General features: G+C 50.6%; 18 protein-coding genes. 8 read left to right on the plus strand and 10 right to left on the minus strand.

Features of this window, described 5'->3' with window-relative positions; translation table 11 throughout:
• Positions 1-20 precede the first annotated feature (20 nt).
• From QZ311_RS02520 to QZ311_RS02535, 4 genes are all read right to left on the minus strand, one after another.
• On the minus strand, positions 21-1,556 hold the full coding sequence (locus QZ311_RS02520) for an alpha-isopropylmalate synthase regulatory domain-containing protein (protein WP_297063556.1): 1,536 nt from the start codon (positions 1,554-1,556) through the stop codon (positions 21-23).
• A gap of 88 nt (positions 1,557-1,644) precedes the next feature.
• Positions 1,645-2,232, minus strand: coding sequence for a 3-isopropylmalate dehydratase small subunit (gene leuD / locus QZ311_RS02525; protein WP_297063558.1), 588 nt, complete (start codon positions 2,230-2,232; stop codon positions 1,645-1,647).
• Positions 2,233-2,260: 28 nt separating this feature from the next.
• A complete protein-coding gene (gene leuC, locus QZ311_RS02530) occupies positions 2,261-3,655 on the minus strand; it encodes a 3-isopropylmalate dehydratase large subunit (protein WP_297063560.1) in 1,395 nt (464 codons plus the stop codon).
• 48 nt (positions 3,656-3,703) lie between these two features.
• A complete protein-coding gene (locus QZ311_RS02535; RefSeq protein ID WP_297063562.1) occupies positions 3,704-5,200 on the minus strand; it encodes a 2-isopropylmalate synthase in 1,497 nt (498 codons plus the stop codon).
• A 407-nt stretch (positions 5,201-5,607) separates the two neighbouring features.
• On the opposite strand from QZ311_RS02535, the gene QZ311_RS02540 reads away from it, so the two are divergent.
• The gene (locus QZ311_RS02540) at positions 5,608-8,241 is read left to right on the plus strand and encodes an outer membrane beta-barrel protein (RefSeq protein WP_297063564.1); all 2,634 of its coding nucleotides are present in this window, start codon (positions 5,608-5,610) and stop codon (positions 8,239-8,241) included.
• 99 nt (positions 8,242-8,340) lie between these two features.
• Here QZ311_RS02540 and QZ311_RS02545 read toward each other — a convergent pair whose 3' ends face one another.
• The 6 genes from QZ311_RS02545 to thrS form a co-directional block, all read right to left on the minus strand.
• Positions 8,341-8,598 carry a DUF2007 domain-containing protein gene (locus QZ311_RS02545; RefSeq protein ID WP_297063566.1) on the minus strand — a complete coding sequence of 86 codons (258 nt, stop codon included), beginning with the start codon at positions 8,596-8,598 and terminating at the stop codon, positions 8,341-8,343.
• 35 nt (positions 8,599-8,633) lie between these two features.
• Positions 8,634-9,917, minus strand: coding sequence for an O-acetylhomoserine aminocarboxypropyltransferase/cysteine synthase family protein (locus tag QZ311_RS02550; protein WP_297063568.1), 1,284 nt, complete (start codon positions 9,915-9,917; stop codon positions 8,634-8,636).
• Between the two features lie 154 nt (positions 9,918-10,071).
• Complete coding sequence (rplT, locus tag QZ311_RS02555) at positions 10,072-10,422, minus strand: 50S ribosomal protein L20 (protein ID WP_107032431.1); 351 nt, start codon at positions 10,420-10,422, stop codon at positions 10,072-10,074.
• Between the two features lie 134 nt (positions 10,423-10,556).
• Positions 10,557-10,754: a 50S ribosomal protein L35 gene (gene rpmI / locus QZ311_RS02560; protein ID WP_123615160.1), complete on the minus strand. Its 198-nt coding sequence runs from the start codon at positions 10,752-10,754 to the stop codon at positions 10,557-10,559.
• A gap of 83 nt (positions 10,755-10,837) precedes the next feature.
• Positions 10,838-11,359 carry a translation initiation factor IF-3 gene (infC, locus tag QZ311_RS02565; RefSeq protein ID WP_363323590.1) on the minus strand — a complete coding sequence of 174 codons (522 nt, stop codon included), beginning with the start codon at positions 11,357-11,359 and terminating at the stop codon, positions 10,838-10,840.
• Between the two features lie 74 nt (positions 11,360-11,433).
• The gene (gene thrS / locus QZ311_RS02570; protein WP_297063574.1) at positions 11,434-13,377 is read right to left on the minus strand and encodes a threonine--tRNA ligase; all 1,944 of its coding nucleotides are present in this window, start codon (positions 13,375-13,377) and stop codon (positions 11,434-11,436) included.
• Between the two features lie 318 nt (positions 13,378-13,695).
• Between thrS and dnaG the strand changes: the two genes are divergently transcribed.
• The 7 genes from dnaG to QZ311_RS02605 all read left to right on the plus strand — a co-directional run bounded on the left by dnaG (position 13,696) and on the right by QZ311_RS02605 (position 23,753).
• Complete coding sequence (dnaG, locus tag QZ311_RS02575) at positions 13,696-15,897, plus strand: DNA primase (RefSeq protein WP_297063575.1); 2,202 nt, start codon at positions 13,696-13,698, stop codon at positions 15,895-15,897.
• A gap of 803 nt (positions 15,898-16,700) precedes the next feature.
• A complete protein-coding gene (locus tag QZ311_RS02580; RefSeq protein WP_297063577.1) occupies positions 16,701-18,233 on the plus strand; it encodes a DUF6242 domain-containing protein in 1,533 nt (510 codons plus the stop codon).
• A 38-nt stretch (positions 18,234-18,271) separates the two neighbouring features.
• Positions 18,272-18,973 carry a DUF6089 family protein gene (locus tag QZ311_RS02585; protein ID WP_297063579.1) on the plus strand — a complete coding sequence of 234 codons (702 nt, stop codon included), beginning with the start codon at positions 18,272-18,274 and terminating at the stop codon, positions 18,971-18,973.
• A 112-nt stretch (positions 18,974-19,085) separates the two neighbouring features.
• Positions 19,086-19,823: an isoprenyl transferase gene (locus QZ311_RS02590; protein WP_297063581.1), complete on the plus strand. Its 738-nt coding sequence runs from the start codon at positions 19,086-19,088 to the stop codon at positions 19,821-19,823.
• A 32-nt stretch (positions 19,824-19,855) separates the two neighbouring features.
• A complete protein-coding gene (locus tag QZ311_RS02595) occupies positions 19,856-22,519 on the plus strand; it encodes a POTRA domain-containing protein (protein WP_297063583.1) in 2,664 nt (887 codons plus the stop codon).
• A 112-nt stretch (positions 22,520-22,631) separates the two neighbouring features.
• A complete protein-coding gene (locus tag QZ311_RS02600) occupies positions 22,632-23,147 on the plus strand; it encodes an OmpH family outer membrane protein (RefSeq protein ID WP_297063586.1) in 516 nt (171 codons plus the stop codon).
• 111 nt (positions 23,148-23,258) lie between these two features.
• Entirely contained in the window at positions 23,259-23,753 is a 495-nt protein-coding gene (locus QZ311_RS02605) for an OmpH family outer membrane protein (protein ID WP_297063588.1), read from the plus strand.
• Positions 23,754-23,821: the final 68 nt, after the last annotated feature.

The raw sequence follows: 23,821 nt of genomic DNA on the forward strand, positions 1-23,821 counted from the left end.
ATCGTTTTGATTTTTGTATTTCATGAATGTCTTGTCGATGCCTGTTCCTGAGGGAGCAGTGTCTCGATCAGGTTGAGCATCTTGACCGTTGCCTGAATGGCGGCTTCGGTCTGGTCGGGGTCAAGTCCTCTTGTCTTGAAGACATTCCCCTCGAAATCCCATGTGATGGTGGTGTGGACAAGTGCGTCGGTCTTTCCGCCGGGAGGAATATTGACGGAGTAGTTGACCAGCGTAGGGAATGAGCGCTGTAGTTTGCCTCTGTAGATGCTTCGGACAGCACGCATGAATGCGTCAAACTGACCGTCGCCAACTGCCGACTCCTGAAATTCGGTTTCTCCGACCACGAGCTTGACCGTGGCTGTAGGCCTCAGGCCTTGCGAAAGGTTCAGGGCATAGTTGTCGACACGTACGTTCGACGGCAGGGTTTCATGCTTCAGCACATCGGCAATGATGAAAGGCAGGTCGCTTTGCGTGACAATCTCTTTCTTGTCGCCGAGGCTTATGATGCGGTCGGTTACCTTGCGTATGTCGTCGTCAGACAGTTCGATGCCGAGTACTTCAAGATTTTTCCTGATGTTGGCCTTTCCCGAAGTTTTCCCGAGTGCATATTCACGTTCGCGCCCGAAGCGTTCGGGGAGGAGTTCATTGAAATAGAGCTGGCTTTTGTTGTCGCCGTCGGCGTGGACTCCTGCACATTGTGTGAACACACTGTCACCGATAATCGGTTTGTTTGGTGGCACGAGTATGCCTGAAAATGATTCGACGATGTGGCTCACCTTGTTTATCTTGCTTTCGTCGATGTCGGTTGTGTCGCCGAGCTGGTCGTGGATGACTGCGACCGTGCTCGAAAGAGTGGCGTTTCCTGCTCGTTCACCGAGTCCGTTGATTGTGCAATGGACACCTTTCGCTCCGCCTTTGATTGCCGCAAATACGTTGGCTGTCGCCAGATCGTAGTCGTTATGGGCATGGAAGTCGAAGTGGAGGCCGGGATAACGTTTTACTATGGTATGTATGTACGATAGTGTGTCATACGGATTGAGTATGCCAAGAGTGTCGGGAAGCATGAAACGTTTTATTGGGAGGTCTTTGATGGCCTCCATCAGTGCGAAAACATAATCGCGGGAGTGTTTCATGCCGTTTGACCAGTCCTCGAGGTATATGTTCACGTCAAGTCCGGCCTCACGGGCTCTTGCGACCTCTGTCGCTATCGCGGTGAAATGCTCCTCAGGCTTCTGCTTTAGTTGAAGGCGGCAATGCTTTTCAGAACCTTTTGCAAGAAGGTTGATGACCCGTCCGCCGACTTCCTGAATCCATCTGACAGATTTCCCTCCGTCAAGGAAACCGAGCACTTCAATGCGGTCGAGATAGCCTGTGCGGGCTGCCCAAGCGCAGACTTTGCGCACCGTATCGCGCTCGCCGTCCGAAACACGTGCGGAGGCAATCTCGATACGGGGCACATGAAGCTCCTGTAGCAGCAGGCGGGTGATGGCAAGTTTCTCGGAGGTCGAGAACGACACTCCTGAAGTCTGTTCTCCGTCGCGGAGAGTTGTATCCATTATTTCAACATACATGCCGGTTTCGTGGGGTACTGATATATATATAATTGAGGACTATGTGTGGGTAAAATGTTATGAACGGGTGGAATTAGCGTGCTGCTTCCCAAGCTTCAATGTCTGCTTTTTTTGAAAGGAGATATTCGATGTCGTCGAGACCTTCCGAGAGGCATTGTTTTTTGTAGGCGTTGATATCGAATTTTTCGCTTTTTCCTGTCGCAAGATTCGTGATGGTCTGCGAAGGAAGGTCGACTTTGACTTCTGTGCGTGGATTTGTTGCTATCGATTCGAAAAGTTCAGCGAGGAATGGCTCGCTTACAACGACAGGCAGCACGAAGTTGTTAAGCTCGTTGTTTTTGTGTATGTCGGCAAAGAAACTTGATACGACGACGCGGAAACCGTAGTCGTGGATGGCCCATGCGGCGTGTTCGCGGCTTGAGCCTGAGCCGAAATTCTTGCCTGCGACGAGTATGCAACCCGAGTATGTCGGGTCGTTGAGCACGAAATCCTTTATCGGATTGCCATCCTTGTCGTAGCGCCAGTCGCGGAAGAGATTGTCGCCGAAGCCCTCGCGGGATGTCGCTTTAAGGAAACGTGCAGGTATGATCTGGTCGGTGTCCACATTTTCCATCGGGAGCGGGACACATGTTGAAACTATGGTGGTGAATTTTTCTTTCATGATTCGTTGGCTTGAAGGTCGATGTTTTTTAGACAGTGCGTGGATCGGTCAGCACTCCTGTGACTGCCGAAGCTGCTGCGACGAGCGGTCCGGCAAGAATAGTGCGTGACCCGGGGCCTTGGCGGCCTTCGAAGTTACGGTTTGATGTTGATACGGCAAGTTTTCCGGCAGGGACTTTGTCCTCGTTCATGGCGAGGCAGGCAGAGCAACCCGGCTGACGGATTTCAAATCCGGCTTCTTCAAGAATCTTGTCCAATCCTTCCTCACGGATTTGTGCGTCGACTTTCCATGAGCCGGGTACAAGCCATGCTGTGATGCCGGGGGCTTTCTTTTTGCCTTTGACAAAGTTGGCGAATGCGCGGAAATCCTCGATTCGTCCGTTGGTGCAGCTTCCGAGGAATACATAGTCTACAGGCGTACCGGCAAGCACTTGTCCGACTTTGAATCCCATATAGTCGAGTGACTTTTCATATGAGATTTTACCTGCTTCGTCTTCTGGGTCGGGAGCGGGAATGGGGTCGTTGATGCCGATGCCCATGCCGGGGTTTGTTCCGAATGTGATACGCGGTTCGATGTCGGCTGCGTCGAAGTTGATTTCGCGGTCAAATTTCGCATCGGCATCCGACGGGAGCGTGCGCCAGTAGGCCACGGCTTTTTCCCACTCCTCGCCTTTGGGGGCGAATTCGCGGCCTTCGACATATGCGAAAGTTGTCTCGTCGGGGGCTATCATGCCGCCGCGCGCTCCCATTTCGATAGAGAGGTTGCAGACAGTCATTCGTTCCTCCATAGAGAGATTGCTGATTGTGTCGCCGGCATACTCTACGAAATAACCTGTAGCGCCGCCGGTGGTCATTTTTGCAATTATATAGAGAGCGATGTCCTTGGCCGTCACTCCGGGGCGGAGCTTGCCGTTGACATTGATGCGCATGGTTTTGGGTTTGGGCTGGAGGATGCACTGTGATGCAAGCACCATTTCCACCTCGCTCGTACCGATGCCGAATGCCACTGCACCGAAAGCTCCGTGGGTCGAGGTATGGCTGTCGCCACACACGATTGTGTAGCCCGGGAGGGTCAGACCGTTTTCAGGACCGATTACATGGATGATGCCGTTTTTCGGATGACCGAGTCCAAAGAGTGTGACTCCGAATTCATTTGCATTGCGTGTAAGGGTTTCGACCTGATTGCGCGACACAGGGTCGGCGATAGGTTTGTCCTGATTGAGAGTGGGAATATTATGGTCGGGAGAGCAGAACGTTTTTTCCGGGCGGAACACCTTGAGACCGCGTGTGCGCAGTCCTTCAAATGCCTGAGGGCTGGTCACTTCGTGGCAATAGTGGCGGTCGATATAGAGTTGTGAGGGGCCGCCTTCGATGTTGTTGACAACGTGCGCGTCCCAGATTTTGTCAAAAAGAGTTTTACCCATGATGAGCGTATAGTAGTCTTGTGTAAATGATTGTTGACTGATGGTTGTTTAGCGTACGAACTTGTTGATAGCGTCGATAAACGCCTCGGCGCTGGCTGCGACGATGTCGGTGTTGGCCGAGAATCCGTAGTAGGGTGTTCCTTCGTGCTCGACGGTCATGTGGACCTTGCCCACGTCGTTGCTGCCCTTATTGATGGCTTGGATGAGGAATTCCTTGACGAGCATCTTGCGGTGGATGATGAGTTTGATGGCGCTGATGGCGGCATCGACAGGGCCGTTGCCCGAAGCGCATGCTTCAAATTTCTCGCCTGCGATGTCGAGCCCGACGCTTGCTACCGAATGTACGCCTACGCCGCTTGTCACCTGCAGGAAGTCGAGCTTGATGCGGTTGAGTGCTTTGCGGTGAGCGCCGGCAATCATGAGCACATCGTCGTCGTTGATTTCCTTCTTGCGGTCGGCGAGCTTGAGGAACGCTTCGTATGCTTTGTCGAGGTCTTCGGGCGAGAGTTCGATGCCGAGCACGTGGAGGCGGTGTTTGAGAGCCGCGCGTCCGCTGCGTGCGGTGAGGACAATTGAGTTTTCATCGATGCCAACATCTTTCGGGTCGATGATTTCATAGCTCTCGCGGTTCTTGAGCACACCGTCCTGATGGATACCCGACGAGTGTGCGAACGCATTGCGGCCAACAATCGCCTTGTTGGGCTGCACGGGCATGTTCATGAGGCTCGACACCATGCGGCTGACGCCTGTAATTTTGGTGGCGTTGATATTTGTGTCGATTCCGAGGTCTTTGTGGGAGCGGAATGTCATCACAACCTCTTCGAGCGAGGTGTTGCCTGCACGTTCGCCGATACCGTTGATTGTGACTTCTGCCTGACGCGCTCCGTTGATGACACCTGTGACGGTGTTGGCTGTGGCCATGCCGAGGTCGTTGTGGCAGTGTGTGGCGATGACAACTTTGTCGATTCCCTCGACATTGTCAATCAGATATTTGATTTTTGCTCCGAATTCCGATGGCAGACAATAGCCGGTGGTGTCGGGAATATTGATGACTGTCGCTCCTGCGCGTATCACAGCCTCGACTACGCGTGCGAGATACTCGTTGTCCGTACGTCCGGCATCTTCGGCATAGAACTGCACATCTTCGACAAACTTCTTTGCGAATGAAACTGCGCCTACGGCACGTTCGAGAATGTCGTCGCGGGTTGAATTGAATTTGTATTTTATGTGGTAGTCAGATGTGCCGATGCCGGTGTGGATTCGCGGATGTTTGGCATATTTTAGAGCTTCAGCGGCTACACGGATGTCGTTTTCGACAGCGCGTGTGAGCGCGCAGATTGTCGGCCATGTAACAGCCTTGGAGATTTCGACCACTGAATTGAAGTCACCGGGGCTCGACACGGGGAATCCGGCTTCAATGACGTCGACCCCGAGGGCCTCCAGCGCCTTTGCAACTTCAATTTTTTCTACGGTATTGAGCTGACAACCGGGCACTTGCTCTCCATCGCGAAGTGTCGTGTCAAAGATAAAAAGCCTGTCACTCATATATTCGGATATATATTTATGTATTTTTGTGTGAATGTTTTATTGGAAACTTGACCTAAAACAATGGTTCTTGCGTGAGGAGTGGTAAGGAGAATGAAGACGATTGGCTGCAAAGTTACAAATTATTTATAAAACCATGCAATAAAATTATAAATTTAACTGATTTGGGCTTCAAATAATGGCAAATTGAAAGAATTTGGTTTGTGATATGCTGATGGATACCATACGTCCTGTGGAGTTTTAAACATGTCGGTTTAATAATTGTTAATTGTTGATTGCGATTTTGTATTTATAGGATTAAGTTGTACTTTCGTCTGAATTAGTCTACTTCAGCAATGGAATTTTCACGAAATATTCTGTTTGTGTTATCGCTTTTAATCTTGTCGGTTTCGGCTATTGCCGGAAGTATGGAATTTGGATTCCATTCATTGACCGATAGGATGTCGGAGGCAGAGCCTGACAGTGTTGCCATTGATGAGGATGATTTGGTTAAGGCTGCAATTGCGCGTGCCGATTCCATTGCCGATGCGATAGCGCTCGACGAAGTGGTCGTGACCGCACGTGTGAAGCCCATAGTATTCAGGGGCGACACGACAATTATCAACACCAACGCTTTCAAGACTCGCGACGGCGCTTATCTCGAAGAACTCGTCAGTATGGTCCCCGGGCTGACCTATGACAAGGAGACCGGAAGCTTGCGCTACAATGGCACTCCGATTTCTGAAATCAATATCAATGGAAAGGCTTTTCTGACAGGTGACAAGTCGATGGCGCTTGAAAATCTGCGTGCCGAAATATTCAAGCAGATAAAAATCTATGATAAGTCGAGCGACGAGGATATGTTTCTTGGCATAAAGAGGAAGTCCGGTAATAATTTCGTGCTTGACCTTCAGACTGAGGATGAGTTTAACGGATCGCTGATGACGGCTGCTGAGGTTGGCATGGGCAATCGCGACAGGAAGAACGCCGAGCTGAGGTCGCACTATTTCAAACCCGGTGGCGATGCGTTTTCGCTTTCGCTGAGAAGCGGCAACCGCGACATGACCACCCTCTACAAGAAAAACAGACGCGACGCGTTGTCGCTGCACCTATCGAAAGATATGACCGACAATCTGTTTGTCGGGGCAGATGTGGTGTATGGTCACGACCGTTCAGGCTCTGTCTTCTCTTCGGCCGATGAAAGTTATCTATCGACCGGTGATACTTTCAGCCATTCGACCGGAACGAACCGCAATAAGAACCGGCGGCTCTCGGCCAATCTCAACATGAGGTGGACCATCGGCAGCCATACCCGCATAAGCCTCACCGGCGACATGCAGAATGCGCGCAGCACCGTCACCGGCGAAAATCGCCGGGCATCATTTGACGCTGACCCTAATCTACCGACTGTCGATCCCTTCGCCGAGAATGTCTACGGCCAAGTGCCGGATTCAATAAAGGTCAACGACATCTCTCAAAGCAGCACAAGTGTGAACGACAATAAGAACTATTCGCTCAACGCCACCGTTACACGTAAGCTTAACAAACGGGGGACGGCGATAGTGATTTCCGGAGGTCTGAAAAACGGTGACCGCACCGGGCGTTCGTTCTCGGAATCCGACACGCGCTATTTCAGGCTGCGCGACCATGCGGGACTTGATTCGGTGCTCTATCGTCACCAGTATAATATCACGCCATCCGAAAGCCGAACGCGCACAATCGGCCTGCGTTTCACCCAGCCGCTTTCTGAAAAGATGCGCTTCGAGTTGAGCTACAGGTTCAAAAAGACACGCGAGGACTACACGCGCAACACCTATGATCTCTCACCTTTCTTTGACCGCGAGGAGGCTATATCGGCGGCGACACTTCCTTCAGGCTATGAGTCGGCCTATATAGACAGTCTCAGTAATTACAGTTTCAGCCGTATCTATGCCCACGAGATGCAGGCTGTGTTTATGTATAATTCCGAGCGCTTGAATGCCGATGCGACATTTACCGCAGAGCCTGAACGTCGGACACTCGACCAGAAGACCGGCATAAGGCGGGCCGATACGGTCAGGTCGTCGGTCAACTTCGCTCCGCGTCTTAGCGTAACCTATATGAGTGATGACTGGGCCTTCGGCATGGCCTACGACGGATCTACAAGGCAGCCCGAAATATCTTCGCTACTCTCACTGACCGACAACAGCAATCCGCTTTACATCACCCGAGGCAATCCACGTCTCAAGGCTGCCTACCGCCAGTCGCTGAGTTTCGACGGCCGGAATTCGCCTCTTGGACTTTCTGTCAGCATGAGTATGTCAAACACCATCAACGAACAGACAATGGCCGTTTACTACAATCCGCAGACAGGCGGACGCATCAGCTCGCCGGTCAACATCAACGGTAACCGCGATGCAAGTCTCTATGTCAATTATTTCAAATACCTAAAGTCGAAGTACCTGATTTCAGTCAGTATCAACGGATCACTCAGCAGGAGCGTCGGGCTGATAAACGAGGATATGGATGAGCAGCCGCAACGCAGCATCACCCGCTACAGGAACACGGGAATTTCAGGGGCGTTTCACTACATGTCGGGTATTTTTAATTTAAGGACAAATGTGTCGTGGAGATACTCGCATTCGGTCAATCAGTTGCAGGGTCTGTCCGACCATCAGTCGGACTATGCGTTCAGTCTCGCGCCCGACCTTAATCTGCCGTTCGGTCTGCGCATCTCCACTGATGCTTCATATTCACTGCGGACCGGCAAGAATATCAATCCTCGCGACTTCAGCCAGCTGCAATGGAATGCTGAAGTGTCGTGGCGCTTCCTGAAGCAGCGGACGGCTACGGTGTCAGTGAGATGGGTCGACATACTTAACGACAGGAAAAATCTTGTCCGTCAGAGTTCGTCGACAGGTATCTCCGAGTATTATGACATGCAGGTGGGCAGTTACTTCCTTGTCTCGCTCGAATATCGCTTCAACAAGGAGTTCATGGGAAAAAAGAAGAAGCCAAAAAAACGTAAGGATGACAGTTTTGATGATGCTGATGGCAATATGTTGAGATATTTCATGTTCTGAACGATTACTAATCTCATATACAATTAAAAGCGTTGCGCATTCATAATTAACTATGAATGCGCAACGCTTTTGATTGTATGCCATGTTGGAATGTGTCTTTCAGGCTTTTCCGTCGAGAAGACTGGTAGCGGTGTCCCAATCGCGGTAGAAGATGAGCAGGCGGATGCCTGTGCGGATCTGTGGCGAGTAGATTTCAGCCTCGTTTGAGACCATAGCTGGGATGCCGTTGGACGCAAGGAGGGCTTTGGCTACGTAGGCTTCGCCTGCGGTGTCGAAGGTTCTTATCTTCACGAGGTCGTCTGGTTCGGGCGGCCTCGTGTCGGTAAGAAGTTTTTTGATGCGTTGGATGAGCGACATTTTCTTAATGGAGAGTTTGGAATGGAGTGCCGGAATCAGGCGAGAGCCTGCTCGATGTCGGCAATGATGTCGGCCACGTCCTCGATGCCGACGGAGAGGCGGATGAGGTCTGGTGCTACACCGGCTTCGCGGAGCTGCTCGTCGGTGAGCTGACGGTGGGTGTGGCTTGCAGGATGTAGCACACAGGTGCGCGCGTCGGCCACATGGGTGACGATGGCTATGAATTTCAGACGGTCCATGAACTTGATTGCGTCCTCGCGCGTGCCTTCGATACCGAAGGCGATTACTCCGCATGAACCTTTAGGAAGATATTTTTCGGCAAGGTGATGATATTTGTTGCCGGGGAGGCCGCAATAGTTCACCCACTTTACTTTTGGATTGGCTTCGAGCCATTTGGCTACGGTCATGGCATTTTCGCAGTGGCGCGGGACGCGCAGATGGAGGGTCTCAAGTCCGAGGTTGAGCAGGAAGGCGTTCTGTGGCGACATCATCGAGCCGAGGTCACGCATAAGCTGGGCTACGGCTTTGGTGATGTAAGCTCCCTTGCCGAACGATTTGGTATAGGTCAGACCGTGGTATGACTCGTCGGGGGTGGTGAGACCGGGGTATTTGTCGGCATGTGCATCCCAGTCGAAGTTACCGCTGTCGACCACAGCGCCGCCGACACTGACAGCATGGCCGTCCATATATTTGGTCGTGGAGTGTGTGACGATGTCTGCGCCCCATTCGAACGGGCGGCAGTTGATGGGGGTGGGGAAGGTGTTGTCGACGATGAGGGGGACTCCGTTGGCATGGGCTACACGCGCAAACTTCTCGATGTCGAGCACCTCGCCGCCGGGATTAGAGATGGTCTCGCCGAAAAGGACTTTGGTGTTCGGGCGGAAGGCTGCCTGAATCTCCTCCTCGGAGGCGTTGGGGTCGACGAATGTGCAGTCGATACCGAGCTTTTTGAGTGTAACGCCGAAGAGGTTGTAAGTGCCGCCGTAGATGTTTGACGACGATACGATATGGTCGCCTGCCTCGCAGATGTTAAAGACAGCATAGAAGTTTGCAGCCTGTCCTGACGAGGTAAGCATGGCGGCGACACCTCCTTCGAGTGCTGCGATTTTGGCAGCGACCGCATCGACGGTGGGATTCTGGAGGCGGGAGTAGAAATATCCGGAGTCTTCGAGGTCGAAAAGCCGGGCCATCTGTTCGCTCGTGTCATATTTGAAAGTTGTGCTCTGGATTATAGGTAGCACACGTGGCTGACCCTTGGTTGGAGTCCATCCGGCCTGTACACAAAGAGTGGCCGGCGAGTAGTTCTTATCGTTGGTCATATCACTGACGAAGTTTGTATAATATATTAAATATGTGATGAAAATAATCAAGGGCTTCCACAGCGTTTAGTCTGAGGGAAGCCCTTGGTTTTGGTATGGCTAAATTTTGTGCGCGTTTGGATATACGCAAGTGCTTCTCACACTTGATGAATCCTTATGCGTTCTTTACCTTGTCAACGATAGCCTTGAAAGCGGCAGGATTGTTGAGCGCGAGGTCGGCGAGGACTTTGCGGTTGATCTCGATGCCTGCTTTGTGGATAAGGCCCATGAGCTTTGAGTAAGAAAGATCTTCAAGACGGGCAGCTGCGTTGATACGCTGAATCCAGAGGGCACGGAAGTTACGCTTTTTGTCCTTGCGGTCACGGTAAGCGTAGGTGAGACCCTTTTCCCAAGTGTTCTTGGCTACAGTCCAAACGTTGCGACGGCATCCGAAGTAACCACGGGTAAGTTTGAGGATTTTCTTGCGGCGAGCTCTTGAAGCTACATGATTTACTGATCTTGGCATTTTGAAAAATGAGTTGTGAACGTCAGCGGCACGTCAATGCACTTAATTTCATTTTTTAGGTGGCTGACCGTTCGGTTTAAAGAATTGAATTAGAAATCACGATTTGTTTAAGATCGGAGGGGAAAAGCCTAACCTTACTTAAGGGCGAGGAGTTCCTTAACGTTTGAAGCGTCGGCGCGAGACACAACAGAGAAGTGAGTGAGGTTGCGTTTCTGCTTCTTGGTCTTTTTAGTCAAGATGTGGCTCTTGAAGGCATGTTTTCTCTTGATCTTTCCTGATCCGGTAAGGGCGAACCTCTTTTTGGCACCGGAGTTAGTCTTAATCTTTGGCATTGGTTGTGATTGTTAAATAATGATTTTAATTCTATAGAGTGCGTCGGCCCGGAGGCCGACGCGCTTTTTAGCGTATTGCTGGTTTATTTTTTCTTCGGGCTGAGCATGATGATCATGCGCTTGCCTTCGAGGACCGGCATCTGGTCTACTTTGCCATATTCCTCAAGGTCGTTGGCGAAACGCAGCAGAAGCACCTCGCCTTGTTCCTTGAAAAGAATCGAACGGCCTTTGAAGAAAACGTATGCTTTCACCTTTGCGCCTTCCTGCAGGAAGCCGATGGCGTGTTTAAGCTTGAAGTTATAGTCATGGTCGTCGGTCTGAGGTCCGAAACGGATTTCCTTGACTACTACTTTCGTTGCCTTTGCCTTCTGTTCCTTCTGGCGTTTTTTCTGCTGGTAGAGGAACTTCTGGTAGTCGAGCACACGGCAGACCGGTGGCTCGGCGGTCGGTGAAATCTCGATGAGGTCGAGACCGAGACCGTCGGCGATTTTCAATGCCTCCTGAATGGAATATATGCCGTTTTCAACATTGTCGCCTACCAGTCGCACTTCGCGTGCGCGGATATGCTCGTTGATGGCGTATGGTTCCTCTTTACGGTTATTCAGAGGACGGCGTGGACCGTTGCTATTGTTGGGGCGCGGCGGGCGCGGGGTGAAAGGTTTTTTCTCCATTCAGGGGGTTATTGATTAATCATTTCGTTGACTTCGCGAGTCAAATCGTCTGCAAAGGTAGCAATTTTCATCGAACCTTTATCACCTTCACCCTGTTTTCTTACAGAAATTTCACCATTTTCAGCTTCTTTTTCACCGACAATGAGCATGTAGGGTATTCTCTTGAGCTCGTTGTCACGGATTTTTTTGCCGATTTTTTCATTTCTGTCGTCAACTTGGGTACGGATGTCAAGGGCGTTGAGGCTGGCTGCGACTTCATAGGCATAGTCGTTGAATTTCTCCGAGATGGGGAGCACGACTGCCTGCTGCGGTGCGAGCCAGAGGGGGAAGCGTCCGGCTGTGTGTTCGAGAAGCACGGCGACGAAGCGTTCCATCGAGCCGAAAGGCGCACGGTGGATCATCACAGGGCGGTGTTTCTGGTTGTCAGAGCCGGTGTATTCGAGCTGGAATCTTTCAGGAAGGTTGTAGTCAACCTGAATTGTGCCGAGCTGCCATTTACGGCCGAGTGCGTCCTTGACCATGAAGTCGAGTTTCGGGCCATAGAAGGCGGCTTCGCCATATTCCTTGCGGGCTTTGAGACCCTTTTCCTCACAAGCGTCGATGATGGCCTGCTCGGCGAGATGCCAGTTTTCGTCAGTGCCGATATATTTTTCCTTATTGTTGGGGTCGCGCAGTGAAATCTGAGCCTCGAAGTTTTCAAATTTAAGAGCCTTGAAGATGTAGAATATGATATCCATCACCTTGAGGAACTCTCCCTTGATCTGGTCGGGGGCGCAGTAGATGTGTGCGTCGTCCTGCGTAAAGCCTCTCACGCGAGTGAGGCCGTGGAGCTCGCCGCTCTGTTCGTAGCGGTAGACTGTGCCGAATTCTGCGAGACGCAGTGGCAGGTCACGGTAGCTGCGGGGAAGTGCGCGGAAGATTTCGCAGTGGTGGGGGCAGTTCATCGGTTTGAGCAGATATTCCTCGCCCTCCTCGGGTGTGTGGATCGGCTGGAAAGAGTCTTTGCCATACTTGGCGTAGTGGCCTGAGGTCACGTAGAGGTTCTTGTTGCCGATATGGGGTGTGATTACCTGCTGGTAGCCGTATTGTTTCTGGATTTTGCGGAGGAACTGTTCGAGGCGGTCGCGAAGGGCTGTGCCTTTGGGGAGCCAGAGCGGCAGACCTGCGCCTACATTCTGTGAGAATGCAAAAAGTTCCATTTCCTTGCCGAGCTTGCGGTGGTCGCGCTTTTTGGCTTCCTCAAGGAGCACGAGGTATTCGTCGAGCATCTTCTTTTTAGGGAAGGTGATACCGTAGACTCTGACGAGCTGGTTGCGCTTTTCGTCGCCACGCCAGTATGCGCCGGCAAGCGATGTCACCTTCACAGCCTTGATGGGGGCGGTGTTGGCGATGTGCGGGCCGCGGCAGAGGTCGGTGAACGAACCTTGTGTGTAGGTGGTGATGTGTCCGTCCTCAAGTTCGCTGATAAGCTCGCACTTGTATTCTTCGCCACGGTCGCCGAAGAGCTTCAGCGCGTCGGACTTCGAGATGTCGGCGCGGACGATGGGCTGTTTCTGCTGTGCGAGTTCGAGCATTTTTTTCTCGATGCGGGGGAAGTCGGCAGATGTGATGGTGTGTTCGCCCGGATCGATGTCGTAGTAGAAACCGTTTTCAATGGCCGGGCCGATGCCGAACTTGACTCCGGGGAAAAGTTCCTGAAGCGCTTCGGCAAGAAGGTGGGCCGATGAGTGCCAGAAAGCGTGTTTGCCTTCGGGGTCATCCCATTTGAAAAGTTTGATTGTGGCATCTTCGGTGATGGGGCGGGTGATGTCCCACTCCTTGTCGTTGACTGATGCCGCGAGAATGTCGCGGGCGAGCTGCGACGACAGAGATTCGGCAATCTGCAGGGGGGTGATTCCGCTCTCAAACTGCTTCACACTCTGGTCGGGGAAGGTGATATTGATTGTTGCCATTATTAATAATGTGTGGTTTAGGGAGTCATACGAGCGACTCCTGTTGTTTTCAGCTTGCAAAGATAGAAAATAATTCTTTAAATTCATCTTATAATATGGTGAAAATTCGACCGATATGCCAAAGCTTGGCTCTCTTTGTGGTGTCACTGGCGCTGTTTTTTGTCAATATTGTCAATTAAGAAGGCTTTGAGCGGATTTTTCGACTGCCTTTTTTCGCTTATGCCGGAAACTTGGGGGGCCGGGCTGACGGTTGGTGGTGGAGGGTCTTTGTTGTTCGGCTTTGATGTTTTGCGAAATTGGGCTAACTTTGTGGTCGCTATGAAAAAGATTGACAATGCCACAGTCCAGCGAATACTCGATGCCGCCGATATCGTAGAGGTGGTGAGTGACTTCGTAGCCCTTAAAAAGCGTGGGGCTAACTATGTCGGACTGTGTCCGTTTCACAACGACCGTTCCCCGTCGTTTTATGTGTCAAAGTCGAAAGGCATGTGCAAATGTTTCAGCTGTGGCGAGGGCGGAAGCCCGGTGAGTTTCATCATGAAGCTCGAACAGCTGTCGTTTACAGAGGCATTGCGCTATCTCGCCAAGAAATACAACATTGAAATCGAGGAGCGCGAGATGACCGACGACGAGCGTCGTGCCGAGAATGACCGCGAGAACATGTTTGCTCTCAACGACTTCGCCATGCGCTACTTTGAGAAGAATCTCAAGGAGACGGCTGACGGTCGTGACATCGGTCTCTCGTATTTCCGCTACCGAGGCATCAGCGAGGCGATGATCGAGAAATTCCATCTCGGATATGCCCTCGACGGGCGCGACGCGCTCTACAAGACGGCTATCGAGCGTGGCTACAGCGAGCAGTATCTGATTTCGACAGGCGTATGTAACAAGACTGACGACGGACGCATCTATGACCGTTTCCGTGGCCGAGTGATTTATCCGATATTCACGCTTGCCGGAAAGGTGGTTGCATTCGGCGGACGCACGCTCAGCTCGGAAAAGAAGATAGCTAAATATGTCAATTCGCCCGAATCGGACATCTATCTGAAGCGACGGGAGCTTTACGGTCTGTTTCAGGCAAAGCAGGCGATAGCGAAGGCGCAGAAGTGTATCCTTGTCGAGGGCTACATGGATGTCATCTCGATGCATCAGGCCGGGGTGTGCAATGTCGTCGCCTCGTCGGGCACGGCTTTGACTGTGGAGCAGGTGCGCCTGATCAAGCGCTTCACATCCAATGTCACTCTCATCTACGACAGTGACGCCGCCGGTATCAAGGCGTCGCTGCGAGGAATCGAACTGCTTTTGCAGGACGACATGGACATCAAAGTGCTACTCCTGCCTGAAGGTGAAGACCCCGACTCGTTTGCCCAGAGCCATTCGTCGAGCGAGGTCGAGGCCTATATCAGCGAGCATGAGACCGATTTCATCAGTTTTATGGCTTCGATTCTGATGGACGGAGCGGCCAGCAATCCGACAAAGCGCGCCGAGGTCATCACGCGTGTGGTGAAAACCATCGCTCTGATTCCCGACGAAATCAAGCGGAGTGTCTATGCGCAGGAGTGTTCACGCATACTCTTTATGGACGAGGATGTGTTGCGTCGCGAAATCGGAAAGTATTACAATGAATTCAGGCTGAAATCGCGCGAGGAGCAACAAAGAGCCGAGGTGTTCACAGGCGGCGCTGCTCCGTCGGTGGCGGACGGGGCTGCGGCAGAAGGAGGACCTGAGGCCGATTCTCAGCACCGGCCGTCTCAGCCTCAGGCCGAACAGTCGCGCCATGTGCGTTTTCTCCGGACTTATGAGATGAATATCGCACGTCTCATCGCCAAATATGGCAATTATGCCTTTGCCGATGGTATCGATGACGATGGAAACGCCGTCCCGATGACTGTGCTTGAATATATAGAGGCAGATCTTGCCGCCGATGAAATTTCGTTTGTAAATCCTGACCTTGCCCATTTTTTCGCCGAGGCACGGCGTCTGAGCCGTTACAGCTGGGAGGCCGATCTCGCCCGTCGTCGCGAGGAACTGGAAGGACGGCGTAATCAGGAATTTTCAGCCGGTGTCGAGGCAATCAGGCAGAAGGCTACTGATGTCGGGAGCATTTCGGCTATGGAAAAGACTTTGCGAGAGACGGTCGACACTAATTTCAACCGTGGGCTTGAAGAGTTCTCAAGCTCCTACCTCGCACGCCAGATGTGTTCGTCGCCCGACGATGTTGTCAGGAATCTCGCTTCGGATCTCGTTGTGGAGCGCCATATATTGAGCAAGGTGCACACGAAATATGCAAAGGTCGACACTGAACAGGACCTTTTGGGCGAGCTTGTGCCGCGAGCTTTGCATGAACTGAAGGATGCTATTCTCTGGACGCGCCTTGATGACACCCGTAAGGAGCTTGCCGCATGTGCCTCTGACTATGAGCGTGCGCTCGCACTAATGCGTAGGCTTCAGGAGATAGAAGGCGCCCGCTCCGAACTCGCCAAGCTTATCGGCGATAGGGTAATCGCCCCGCGCAAATAATTGCAGGTGGGCTGACCTTGTGGTTTATTGATATTTATATGCCGTCATCGTGGCTCAGCGGTGACGGCAATATTTTTTGTAAATGCCTGTAAAAGACAAGGAGGACGAACCTCACGGCCAGTCCCCCTCTTCTAATCTACAATCTTGTAAAAACACATATATTGAAAAAACGATTCCGTCTTTAATGGTTGCATTTGGAATCAGAGGCTTTTTCTAATGTGGCTCCGACGATTGTAAATAGCTTGTATAAAGTTAGTATGTTAGATATCCTGTCAGGTTTGTAGTTTGATTGAAAAGTTTGTTTTTATGAGGTTGCTATATGTTGTAACTTAGCCTGTCGGCTGTAGTTGGCGTTAATGCAAGTGTTGTTTTGAAGAGGGGGGAGGGTCTGATAATGCAAATGTATGGATTAGGATTAATAAATCCAAGAAATTTGCCATGATTTGTTGAAAAAAATCGTTTTGTACCTGTTTGGTAGACAGAGTTGTAGCTTGTTTGGGGACAGATTCGGGCCGATATTATCCGGGCTGTCTACAGATGTGCGACATTGACCGATGGATGCCTTTTGATTTGAAATATTTACAGGGATTGTTGTGGCGGGTCTACATCATGTAAAATGGCCGTGTGGTCGATTTAACGAATGTGTAGTGCTCTAATTAGCTTTTTTTTACGTACTCGGAATGGTAGTTAACAAAAATCTTGTTAACTTTGCATCTTGAAATATTGTTTAGAATACCTAAACGACCCTGATACAACGAATTGCAAATACACCCCGCCGCAAAAGGCGGATTTTTAATCGCATTATGACAAAAAGATATCCGCTATACACTTTGGTGGCTCTCTTCCTGACAGCCATTATCAGTAGCTGTAACAAGGACTCTGACTCGTTTGTGGCAGAGGGCGATTTCGGCAACTGTTCGGTGACATCTTTCAGCCTCGGGAAGAATGACAGTGTGCTTAAAGGCCTTGATTCTGTCTACTTTTCGATAGACCTTGTCAACGCTGTCATTTTCAATGCCGACTCGCTTCCCAAGGGTACGCGTATCGACAAGATGATAGTCAAAATCGGCACATCGTCGGCAAGCGCATGTGACCTTACGTTCCGTGTCCCGGAGACCTCCCGCGATACGACCATCAGTTATATCGAAAGTCCGAACGACAGCATAAATTTTGCCGATGGCCCTGTCAAGCTGCTCGTGAAGTCATACGACGGTCTTTCGAGCCGCGAATACAGCATCAAGCTCAACGTGCATGAGGTAGTGCCCGATACGCTCTACTGGGATAAGGCCTCACGCCGCACACTTCCCGGGACGCTTTCCGCTCCGCAGGCTCAGAAGACAGTTGAATTCAAGGGGCGCATATACTGTCTTACGGTTGCCGGCTCTAAGGCTTCGGTTGCCTCGGTCGAAAATCCTTATGACAACAATTGGACTGCCGACGAAGCTCATATCCCCGACGACGCGGTGGTCGAATCATTCGCTGCAAGTAACGATGCCTTCTATATCATTGATGGTCAAGGTCGTCTCTATACATCGTCTGACGCATTGACATGGAGTGCCACCGGCTCTCACATGGATCATGTCTACGGCGGTTACGTAAATCGCATCCTTGGTGCAAGAAAGGATGCCGACGGTTGGAAGCATGTCACTTATCCTGCGACTACCGAACATGCAATACCCGCGGGATGCCCTATCGGAGGCACAGGTCAGATGGTTACATATGTAACCTCATGGAGCGACTCTCCGCTTTCAATGTTTGTCGGCGGACATGACGCTTCAGGTAATGTCGTTGGCTCGACATGGGGATATGACGGTGAAGTCTGGGCGAAGATCAGCTCGCGAGACATTGATGAGCGTGAGGATGTGGCTTTGTTCCCGTATTTTACACCACGCGAAGTGACCGGATTCTGGCGTGTGACAGAGCGCTCGGCGCTCATTGCCCTCGGTGGCCGTTATGAGTCGACAGAAGGTCAGGTCGTGTCAAACAATGTATATATTTCATATGACCAAGGCATAACATGGGATGAGGCGTCAAGCTATCTCCAGCTGCCGGACTATATTCCTGATTTTGCATCCGCACAGGCTATGGTGGTTGATGCCCGTCTTGATGATTCGGTGTCGCGTTCGGCTGATGGCTGGACCGCCTTCAATGGCAACCGTATGCCTGCATGGGCAACCCCTGTCCCGTTTGCACATGTAAGTCGTGTGAGCAAACCTGTCACAGAATGGGAATGTCCTTACATCTATCTGTTCGGAGGCGAGAATGCTGCCGGTGATCTTTACGACACGCTTTGGAAAGGAGTGATTCGTCGCTTCACATTCGCACCACTTTATTAATGATGTCGCCATTATATTAAATAAGGTGGTAATCTCATATGAAACCTCTCTTTCTCTCACTGATTGTCGCTTTATGCTTGTCGGTAATTCCGGCTGAAGCATACGCTCAGACGCAAGAGAGCGTCGAGACATACAAATTTGATGTCGGAGCAGGACTCGGGATGTCGGGCTATCTCGGTGATGCAAACGAAAGTTCGCTTTTCGCTCATCCGGGTGTCGCGCTTAACGGCTCATTTCGCTATCTCATCAACACCCGCTGGGCCATACGCGGTCTGTTTACGGCTGCTTCACTGAGTGGAACGACGGCCGATATGGACAATGTGCTACCCGAAGGAAAGGTCTACGACTTCAAGTCGTGGGTCTACGATCTCGGAGGCCGGGTCGAGTTTAACTTTTTCAACTATGGGATAGGGGAGAGTTATAAGAATCTCAGCCGCGTTTCGCCATATCTCTCGCTTGGGCTTGGAGTCACGATGTCAAATACGGCAGGCGAAAGCTATGTGGCAATGAGCCTTCCGATGGGCTTCGGTGTCAAATACAAGGTCAAGCCGCGTGTCAATCTCAGTCTTGAGTTCTGTATGACAAAAGTGTTTGGCGATCATGTCGATAGCGGAGAACTATCTGACCTTTATCAGATTAAAAGTTCTTTCCTCAAAAATACCGATTGGTATTCGACTATAATGCTTGGCATCAGTTACGAGTTTGGCAAACGTTGCGTCACATGTCACCGTATCGATTGAAAAAGTGACTTAAGGAACATGAATATCATAATATAAACAATATAAACAAATCAGCCGGTGAGCTTTCTCTCTTCCGCAAACAAAGTGTATGAAGCCCGGCGACATAAAAGATATGACAGAAGAAATAGACAAAAGTAGCCTTCCACGCCATGTGGCCATCATTATGGATGGAAATGGCCGTTGGGCCAAGGCGCGCGGTCTTGACCGTAGCGAGGGTCATGTCGAAGGAGTGAACACAGTGCGAAGAATCACTGAGATTGCTTCGGAACTCGGCATAGGCTATCTTACACTCTATACGTTCTCCACAGAAAACTGGAATCGCCCTCAGGCCGAGGTCGACGCCCTGATGCATCTGATTGTGATTGCAATCGAGCGCGAGACTCCCGACCTGATTAAAAACAATGTCCGTCTTGAAATGATCGGCGATACGTCGCGCATGCCTCGTGAGGCATATGAGCGTCTGCAGCAATGTATAGCCGACACTTCGCATGGCACAGGCCTGACTCTGATTCTGGCCATCAGCTATTCAGCCCGCTGGGAAATCCTCAGGGCATCGCGTCTTTTTGCCGAGGATGTCAAGGCCGGAAAAGCAGACCCTGCCGACATGGATTCGGACGAGGCATTCAACCGTTATCTGACCACCGCGTCATATCCAGACCCCGACCTGCTCATACGTACAGGCGGTGATCACCGCATCAGCAATTTTCTGCTCTGGCAGATTGCATATTCGGAAATTTATGTCACAGATACATTCTGGCCGGATTTCTCTCGCGAAGATTTTGTCAGGGCGCTTAAAGACTTCCGTGGCCGCGAACGCCGTTTCGGCCTGACTTCCGAACAACTAAAATAAATCCCTCCATCCCCAATACCAACGTTAGACAAATGCGTTTTAAATTCATCACTTTCCTGCTCCTGCTCTCGTCACTCTCCATATCATTCGGCGTTTCGGCGCAGGCCACGACGGATACGATTTACAATCCAACCATACATTTCACCGGTCTGCCAAAGACATATGAAATAGCCGATATTCAGGTCAAAGGTGCTGATAACTATGAAGATTACATAGTCATCGGCTACACCGGACTTAAAAAGGGCGATCTCATCACGATTCCCGGTCCGGATGTCACTGATGCGACAAAGCGTCTGTGGCGTCAAGGCCTGTTCTCCAAAATTCAGATAACAGTCGACAAGGTCGTGGGAAACAAGGCTTATCTAACGCTTAACCTGCGCCAGCAGCCGCGTATCGGCTCGATTACTTATCATGGAGTGAAAAAGGGTGAGCAGCAGGATCTCGATGAGGCTCTGCAGCTCCGCAAAGGAAACCAGATTACCCAGAACATTGTCAACCGTGCCGAGCAGATTATCTCGAAATACTATGGCAACAAGGGTTTTGGCAACGCGACTGTCAAAATCAACCTGACCGACGACCTCTCACATCCCAACGAAGTGCTTGTCGATATCAATGTCAACAAGAATGACAAGGTGAAGGTCCACAAGATTTATATCGACGGTAATGAGGTGATGAGCGACAACCAGTTGCAGCGCGTCATGAAAAAGACTAACGAAAAGGGTAAGCTTCTGAATCTTTTCCGTCAGAAAAAATTTGTCGAGAGCGACTATGAGGATGACCTTGAACGTATCATCCAGAAATATAATGAAAAAGGCTATCGTGATGCCGCGATACTTTCCGACTCTGTAGTTCCGTTTGACGAAAAGACAGTCGATGTCTACATCTCACTTGACGAAGGTAAGAAGTATTACATCAACGATATTTCATGGGTCGGCAATACCATCTACTCGACCGACCTTCTTTCCAACGTGCTCGGAATGGAGAAGGGCGATGTGTACAATCAGAAACTTCTGAAGAAGCGTACATCGGAAGATGATGACGCGATTGCCAACTACTATATGAACAACGGTTATCTCTTCTTCGACCTCACTCCGATTGAAAAGAATGTCAACGGTGACTCGATTGATATTGAGATGAGAATAACCGAAGGTCCGCAGGCGCGCATCAACAATGTCATCATCAACGGTAACGACCGTCTGTATGAAAAGGTGATCCGTCGCGAACTCTATGTCAAGCCCGGAGAGCTGTTCAATAAGGAAGACCTCATGCGCTCGGCGCGTGAAATCGCACAGACAGGCCATTTCGACCCTGAAAATATGGACATTCGTCCTGAGCCAAATCAGGAGGACGGTACTGTCGACATCCTTTTCAACCTTGAATCGAAGTCAAACGACCAGTTCGAATTCTCTATGGGCTGGGGTCAGACCGGTGTCATCGGTAAGGTAGCGATCAAGTTTACAAACTTCTCGATCAAGAATCTCTTCTACCCCAACAGTTATAAAGGTCTTGTCCCGCAGGGCGACGGTCAGCAGCTCACGATTTCTGCCCAGACAAATGCCCGCTATTATCAGGCATACAGCATATCGTTCCTTGACCCGTGGTTTGGAGGCAAGCGCCCGAACTCACTTTCTGTCTCGGCCTACTATAGCCGTCAGACAGGTGTCAACTCATCGTACTACAACCGTAGCTACATGAACAGCTACATGTATCCCTACAGCGGACTCTATAACTCGGGCTACGGATATAACGACTATTATCAGAATTCTTACGAAAACGCCTACGACCCCAACAAGTTCCTCCAGATGCTTGGTGTTTCTGTCGGATTCGGAAAGCGTCTCAACTGGCCTGACAACTATTTCACATTCCAGGCCGAACTCGGCTACAACTGGTATTTCCTTAAGAACTGGGAATATCTTTTCGATATGCAGAACGGTACGTCAAATTCACTTACGCTTGGCCTGACACTTGCGCGTAACTCTACCGACAACCCGCTCTACACACGCCGTGGCTCTAACTTCTCGATTAACCTCCAGCTCACTCCTCCGGCTTCACTCTTCGGCAAAAAGAACTGGAAGCAGCTGTCGGAAATTGCGAAGAGCACCAATACCGACACCTATACGACCACTCAGATTGAGAATGCCCGCAAGGAACTTTATCGCTGGATTGAATACTGGAAATTGCGTTTCAAATCGCGCACCTACACTCCGCTTACCAATCCTGACGGTAAATACACCCTCGTGTTCATGACACGTGCCGACCTTGGTCTTCTCGGCAGCTACAATAAGAATCTCAAATCTCCGTTCGAAACATTCTATGTGGGTGGCGACGGTATGTCGGGATCCTATACATACGCACAGGAGACTATCGCACTCCGCGGCTATGACAACGGACAGCTTACTCCCTACTACCGTGGAGGCGGTTATGCCTACACCCGTTTCGGAATGGAACTTCACTTCCCCTTCATGCTCCAGCCGACGACAACAATCTATGGTCTGACATTCATCGAAGGCGGTAACGCTTGGAATTCTGTCAAGAACTTCTCTCCGTTCGACCTCAAGCGCAGTGCCGGAGCCGGTATCCGTATCTATCTCCCGATGATTGGTATGATGGGTATCGACTGGGCCTACGGTTTTGACCGCGTCTACGGCACTAAGGGTGGCTCGCACTTCCATTTCATTCTCGGTCAGGAATTCTAATCCCCCCCGACAGAGCTAACTGAAACAACGATTTTACAGCAAATTAAACTTTTCACCCGCTGGTGCGTCTATATTATATCAACATTCCTCAATTATTTAACACCGCCAAGGTATGAAAAAGATTTTCCTGACATTAGCACTTGTGCTTGCATGCTTCGCAGGGGCATCCGCGCAAAAGTTCGCGTTGGTCGATATGGACTACATCCTGTCGAATGTCCCCGCCTATGAAATGGCCAACGAGCAGCTCAACCAGATTTCCCAGAGATGGCAGAAAGAGGTCGAATCCGTGGCCAAGGAAGCCGAGACACTTTATAAGAATTATCAGAATGAAATGGTCTTTCTGACCGACGAACAGAAGAAGAAAAAAGAAGCAGAAATCGTCGGGAAGGAAAAGCAGGCTGCCGAACTGCGCCAGAAATACTTCGGTCCTGACGGCGAGCTCTACAAAAAGCGTCAGACGCTGATGAAGCCGATTCAGGACGATGTGTACAATGCCGTCAAGAAAGTGTCGGAAGAACGCGGCTACCAGTGTATTTTTGACCGTGCATCATCCGCGGATATAATATTTGCCTCTCCACGAATCGACGTTTCTAACGAGGTGCTTGAAAAGTTAGGTTATTCCAAATAAAATCCCTATCTTTGCACTGCTTCGGAAATCAGTGTCGTATTTCTGGCTATACAGCGGTAAAACAATTCAGACAAACGATATAATTAAAAAATAAAACTTCACAATACAACGATGATCAAAAGACTTTTGCTCGCAATCATGATTGCGTTTCCCATGAGCCTATTCGCTCAGAAATTTGGTGTTATCAACACTAACGAGCTCATGACTTCTCTTCCGGAAATGAAGTCTGTTCAGGAACAGATGGAAGCCGCTACCAAGAAATACGAAGACGAATTCACCAAACTTCAGGAAGAATTCAACAAGAAATTCCAGGAATTCCAGGCTCTTGAGGCCACTACCCCCGAAACCATCAAGGAGCGTCGCACTCAGGAACTTCAGGAAATCGACACCAAGATTCAGCGCTTCCGTGAGACTGCCCAGCAGGATCTCCAGCGTCAGAACCAGCAGCTTCTCGCTCCTATACAGGAAAAGGTCATGAAGGCAATCCAGAGCGTAGGCGCAGAAGGTAAGTACACCTTTATTTTCGAAAACGGCATGTCGCTTTACACCGGAGTTGATGTAACTGACGTCACTCCTCTCGTGAAGACCGCCCTCGGAATTAAATAAGCCATTACGGCTTGCGATTAACTGATTGAAAAGAATCAATCACATATACCCGTCCGCCATGCCGTCCG

Source organism: uncultured Duncaniella sp. (assembly GCF_910578445.1).
In the GTDB taxonomy this organism is placed as follows: domain Bacteria; phylum Bacteroidota; class Bacteroidia; order Bacteroidales; family Muribaculaceae; genus Duncaniella.

What these genes read in the sequence shown, in the direction of transcription:
- QZ311_RS02520 (WP_297063556.1), bottom strand. Translation starts at nt 1,556, where the DNA reads ATGGATACAACTCTCCGCGACGGAGAACAGACTTCAGGAGTGTCGTTC.
- leuD (WP_297063558.1), bottom strand. Translation starts at nt 2,232, where the DNA reads ATGAAAGAAAAATTCACCACCATAGTTTCAACATGTGTCCCGCTCCCG.
- leuC (WP_297063560.1), bottom strand. Translation starts at nt 3,655, where the DNA reads ATGGGTAAAACTCTTTTTGACAAAATCTGGGACGCGCACGTTGTCAAC.
- QZ311_RS02535 (WP_297063562.1), bottom strand. Translation starts at nt 5,200, where the DNA reads ATGAGTGACAGGCTTTTTATCTTTGACACGACACTTCGCGATGGAGAG.
- QZ311_RS02540 (WP_297063564.1), top strand. Translation starts at nt 5,608, where the DNA reads ATGGAATTTGGATTCCATTCATTGACCGATAGGATGTCGGAGGCAGAG.
- QZ311_RS02545 (WP_297063566.1), bottom strand. Translation starts at nt 8,598, where the DNA reads ATGTCGCTCATCCAACGCATCAAAAAACTTCTTACCGACACGAGGCCG.
- QZ311_RS02550 (WP_297063568.1), bottom strand. Translation starts at nt 9,917, where the DNA reads ATGACCAACGATAAGAACTACTCGCCGGCCACTCTTTGTGTACAGGCC.
- rplT (WP_107032431.1), bottom strand. Translation starts at nt 10,422, where the DNA reads ATGCCAAGATCAGTAAATCATGTAGCTTCAAGAGCTCGCCGCAAGAAA.
- rpmI (WP_123615160.1), bottom strand. Translation starts at nt 10,754, where the DNA reads ATGCCAAAGATTAAGACTAACTCCGGTGCCAAAAAGAGGTTCGCCCTT.
- thrS (WP_297063574.1), bottom strand. Translation starts at nt 13,377, where the DNA reads ATGGCAACAATCAATATCACCTTCCCCGACCAGAGTGTGAAGCAGTTT.
- dnaG (WP_297063575.1), top strand. Translation starts at nt 13,696, where the DNA reads ATGAAAAAGATTGACAATGCCACAGTCCAGCGAATACTCGATGCCGCC.
- QZ311_RS02580 (WP_297063577.1), top strand. Translation starts at nt 16,701, where the DNA reads ATGACAAAAAGATATCCGCTATACACTTTGGTGGCTCTCTTCCTGACA.
- QZ311_RS02585 (WP_297063579.1), top strand. Translation starts at nt 18,272, where the DNA reads ATGAAACCTCTCTTTCTCTCACTGATTGTCGCTTTATGCTTGTCGGTA.
- QZ311_RS02590 (WP_297063581.1), top strand. Translation starts at nt 19,086, where the DNA reads ATGACAGAAGAAATAGACAAAAGTAGCCTTCCACGCCATGTGGCCATC.
- QZ311_RS02595 (WP_297063583.1), top strand. Translation starts at nt 19,856, where the DNA reads ATGCGTTTTAAATTCATCACTTTCCTGCTCCTGCTCTCGTCACTCTCC.
- QZ311_RS02600 (WP_297063586.1), top strand. Translation starts at nt 22,632, where the DNA reads ATGAAAAAGATTTTCCTGACATTAGCACTTGTGCTTGCATGCTTCGCA.
- QZ311_RS02605 (WP_297063588.1), top strand. Translation starts at nt 23,259, where the DNA reads ATGATCAAAAGACTTTTGCTCGCAATCATGATTGCGTTTCCCATGAGC.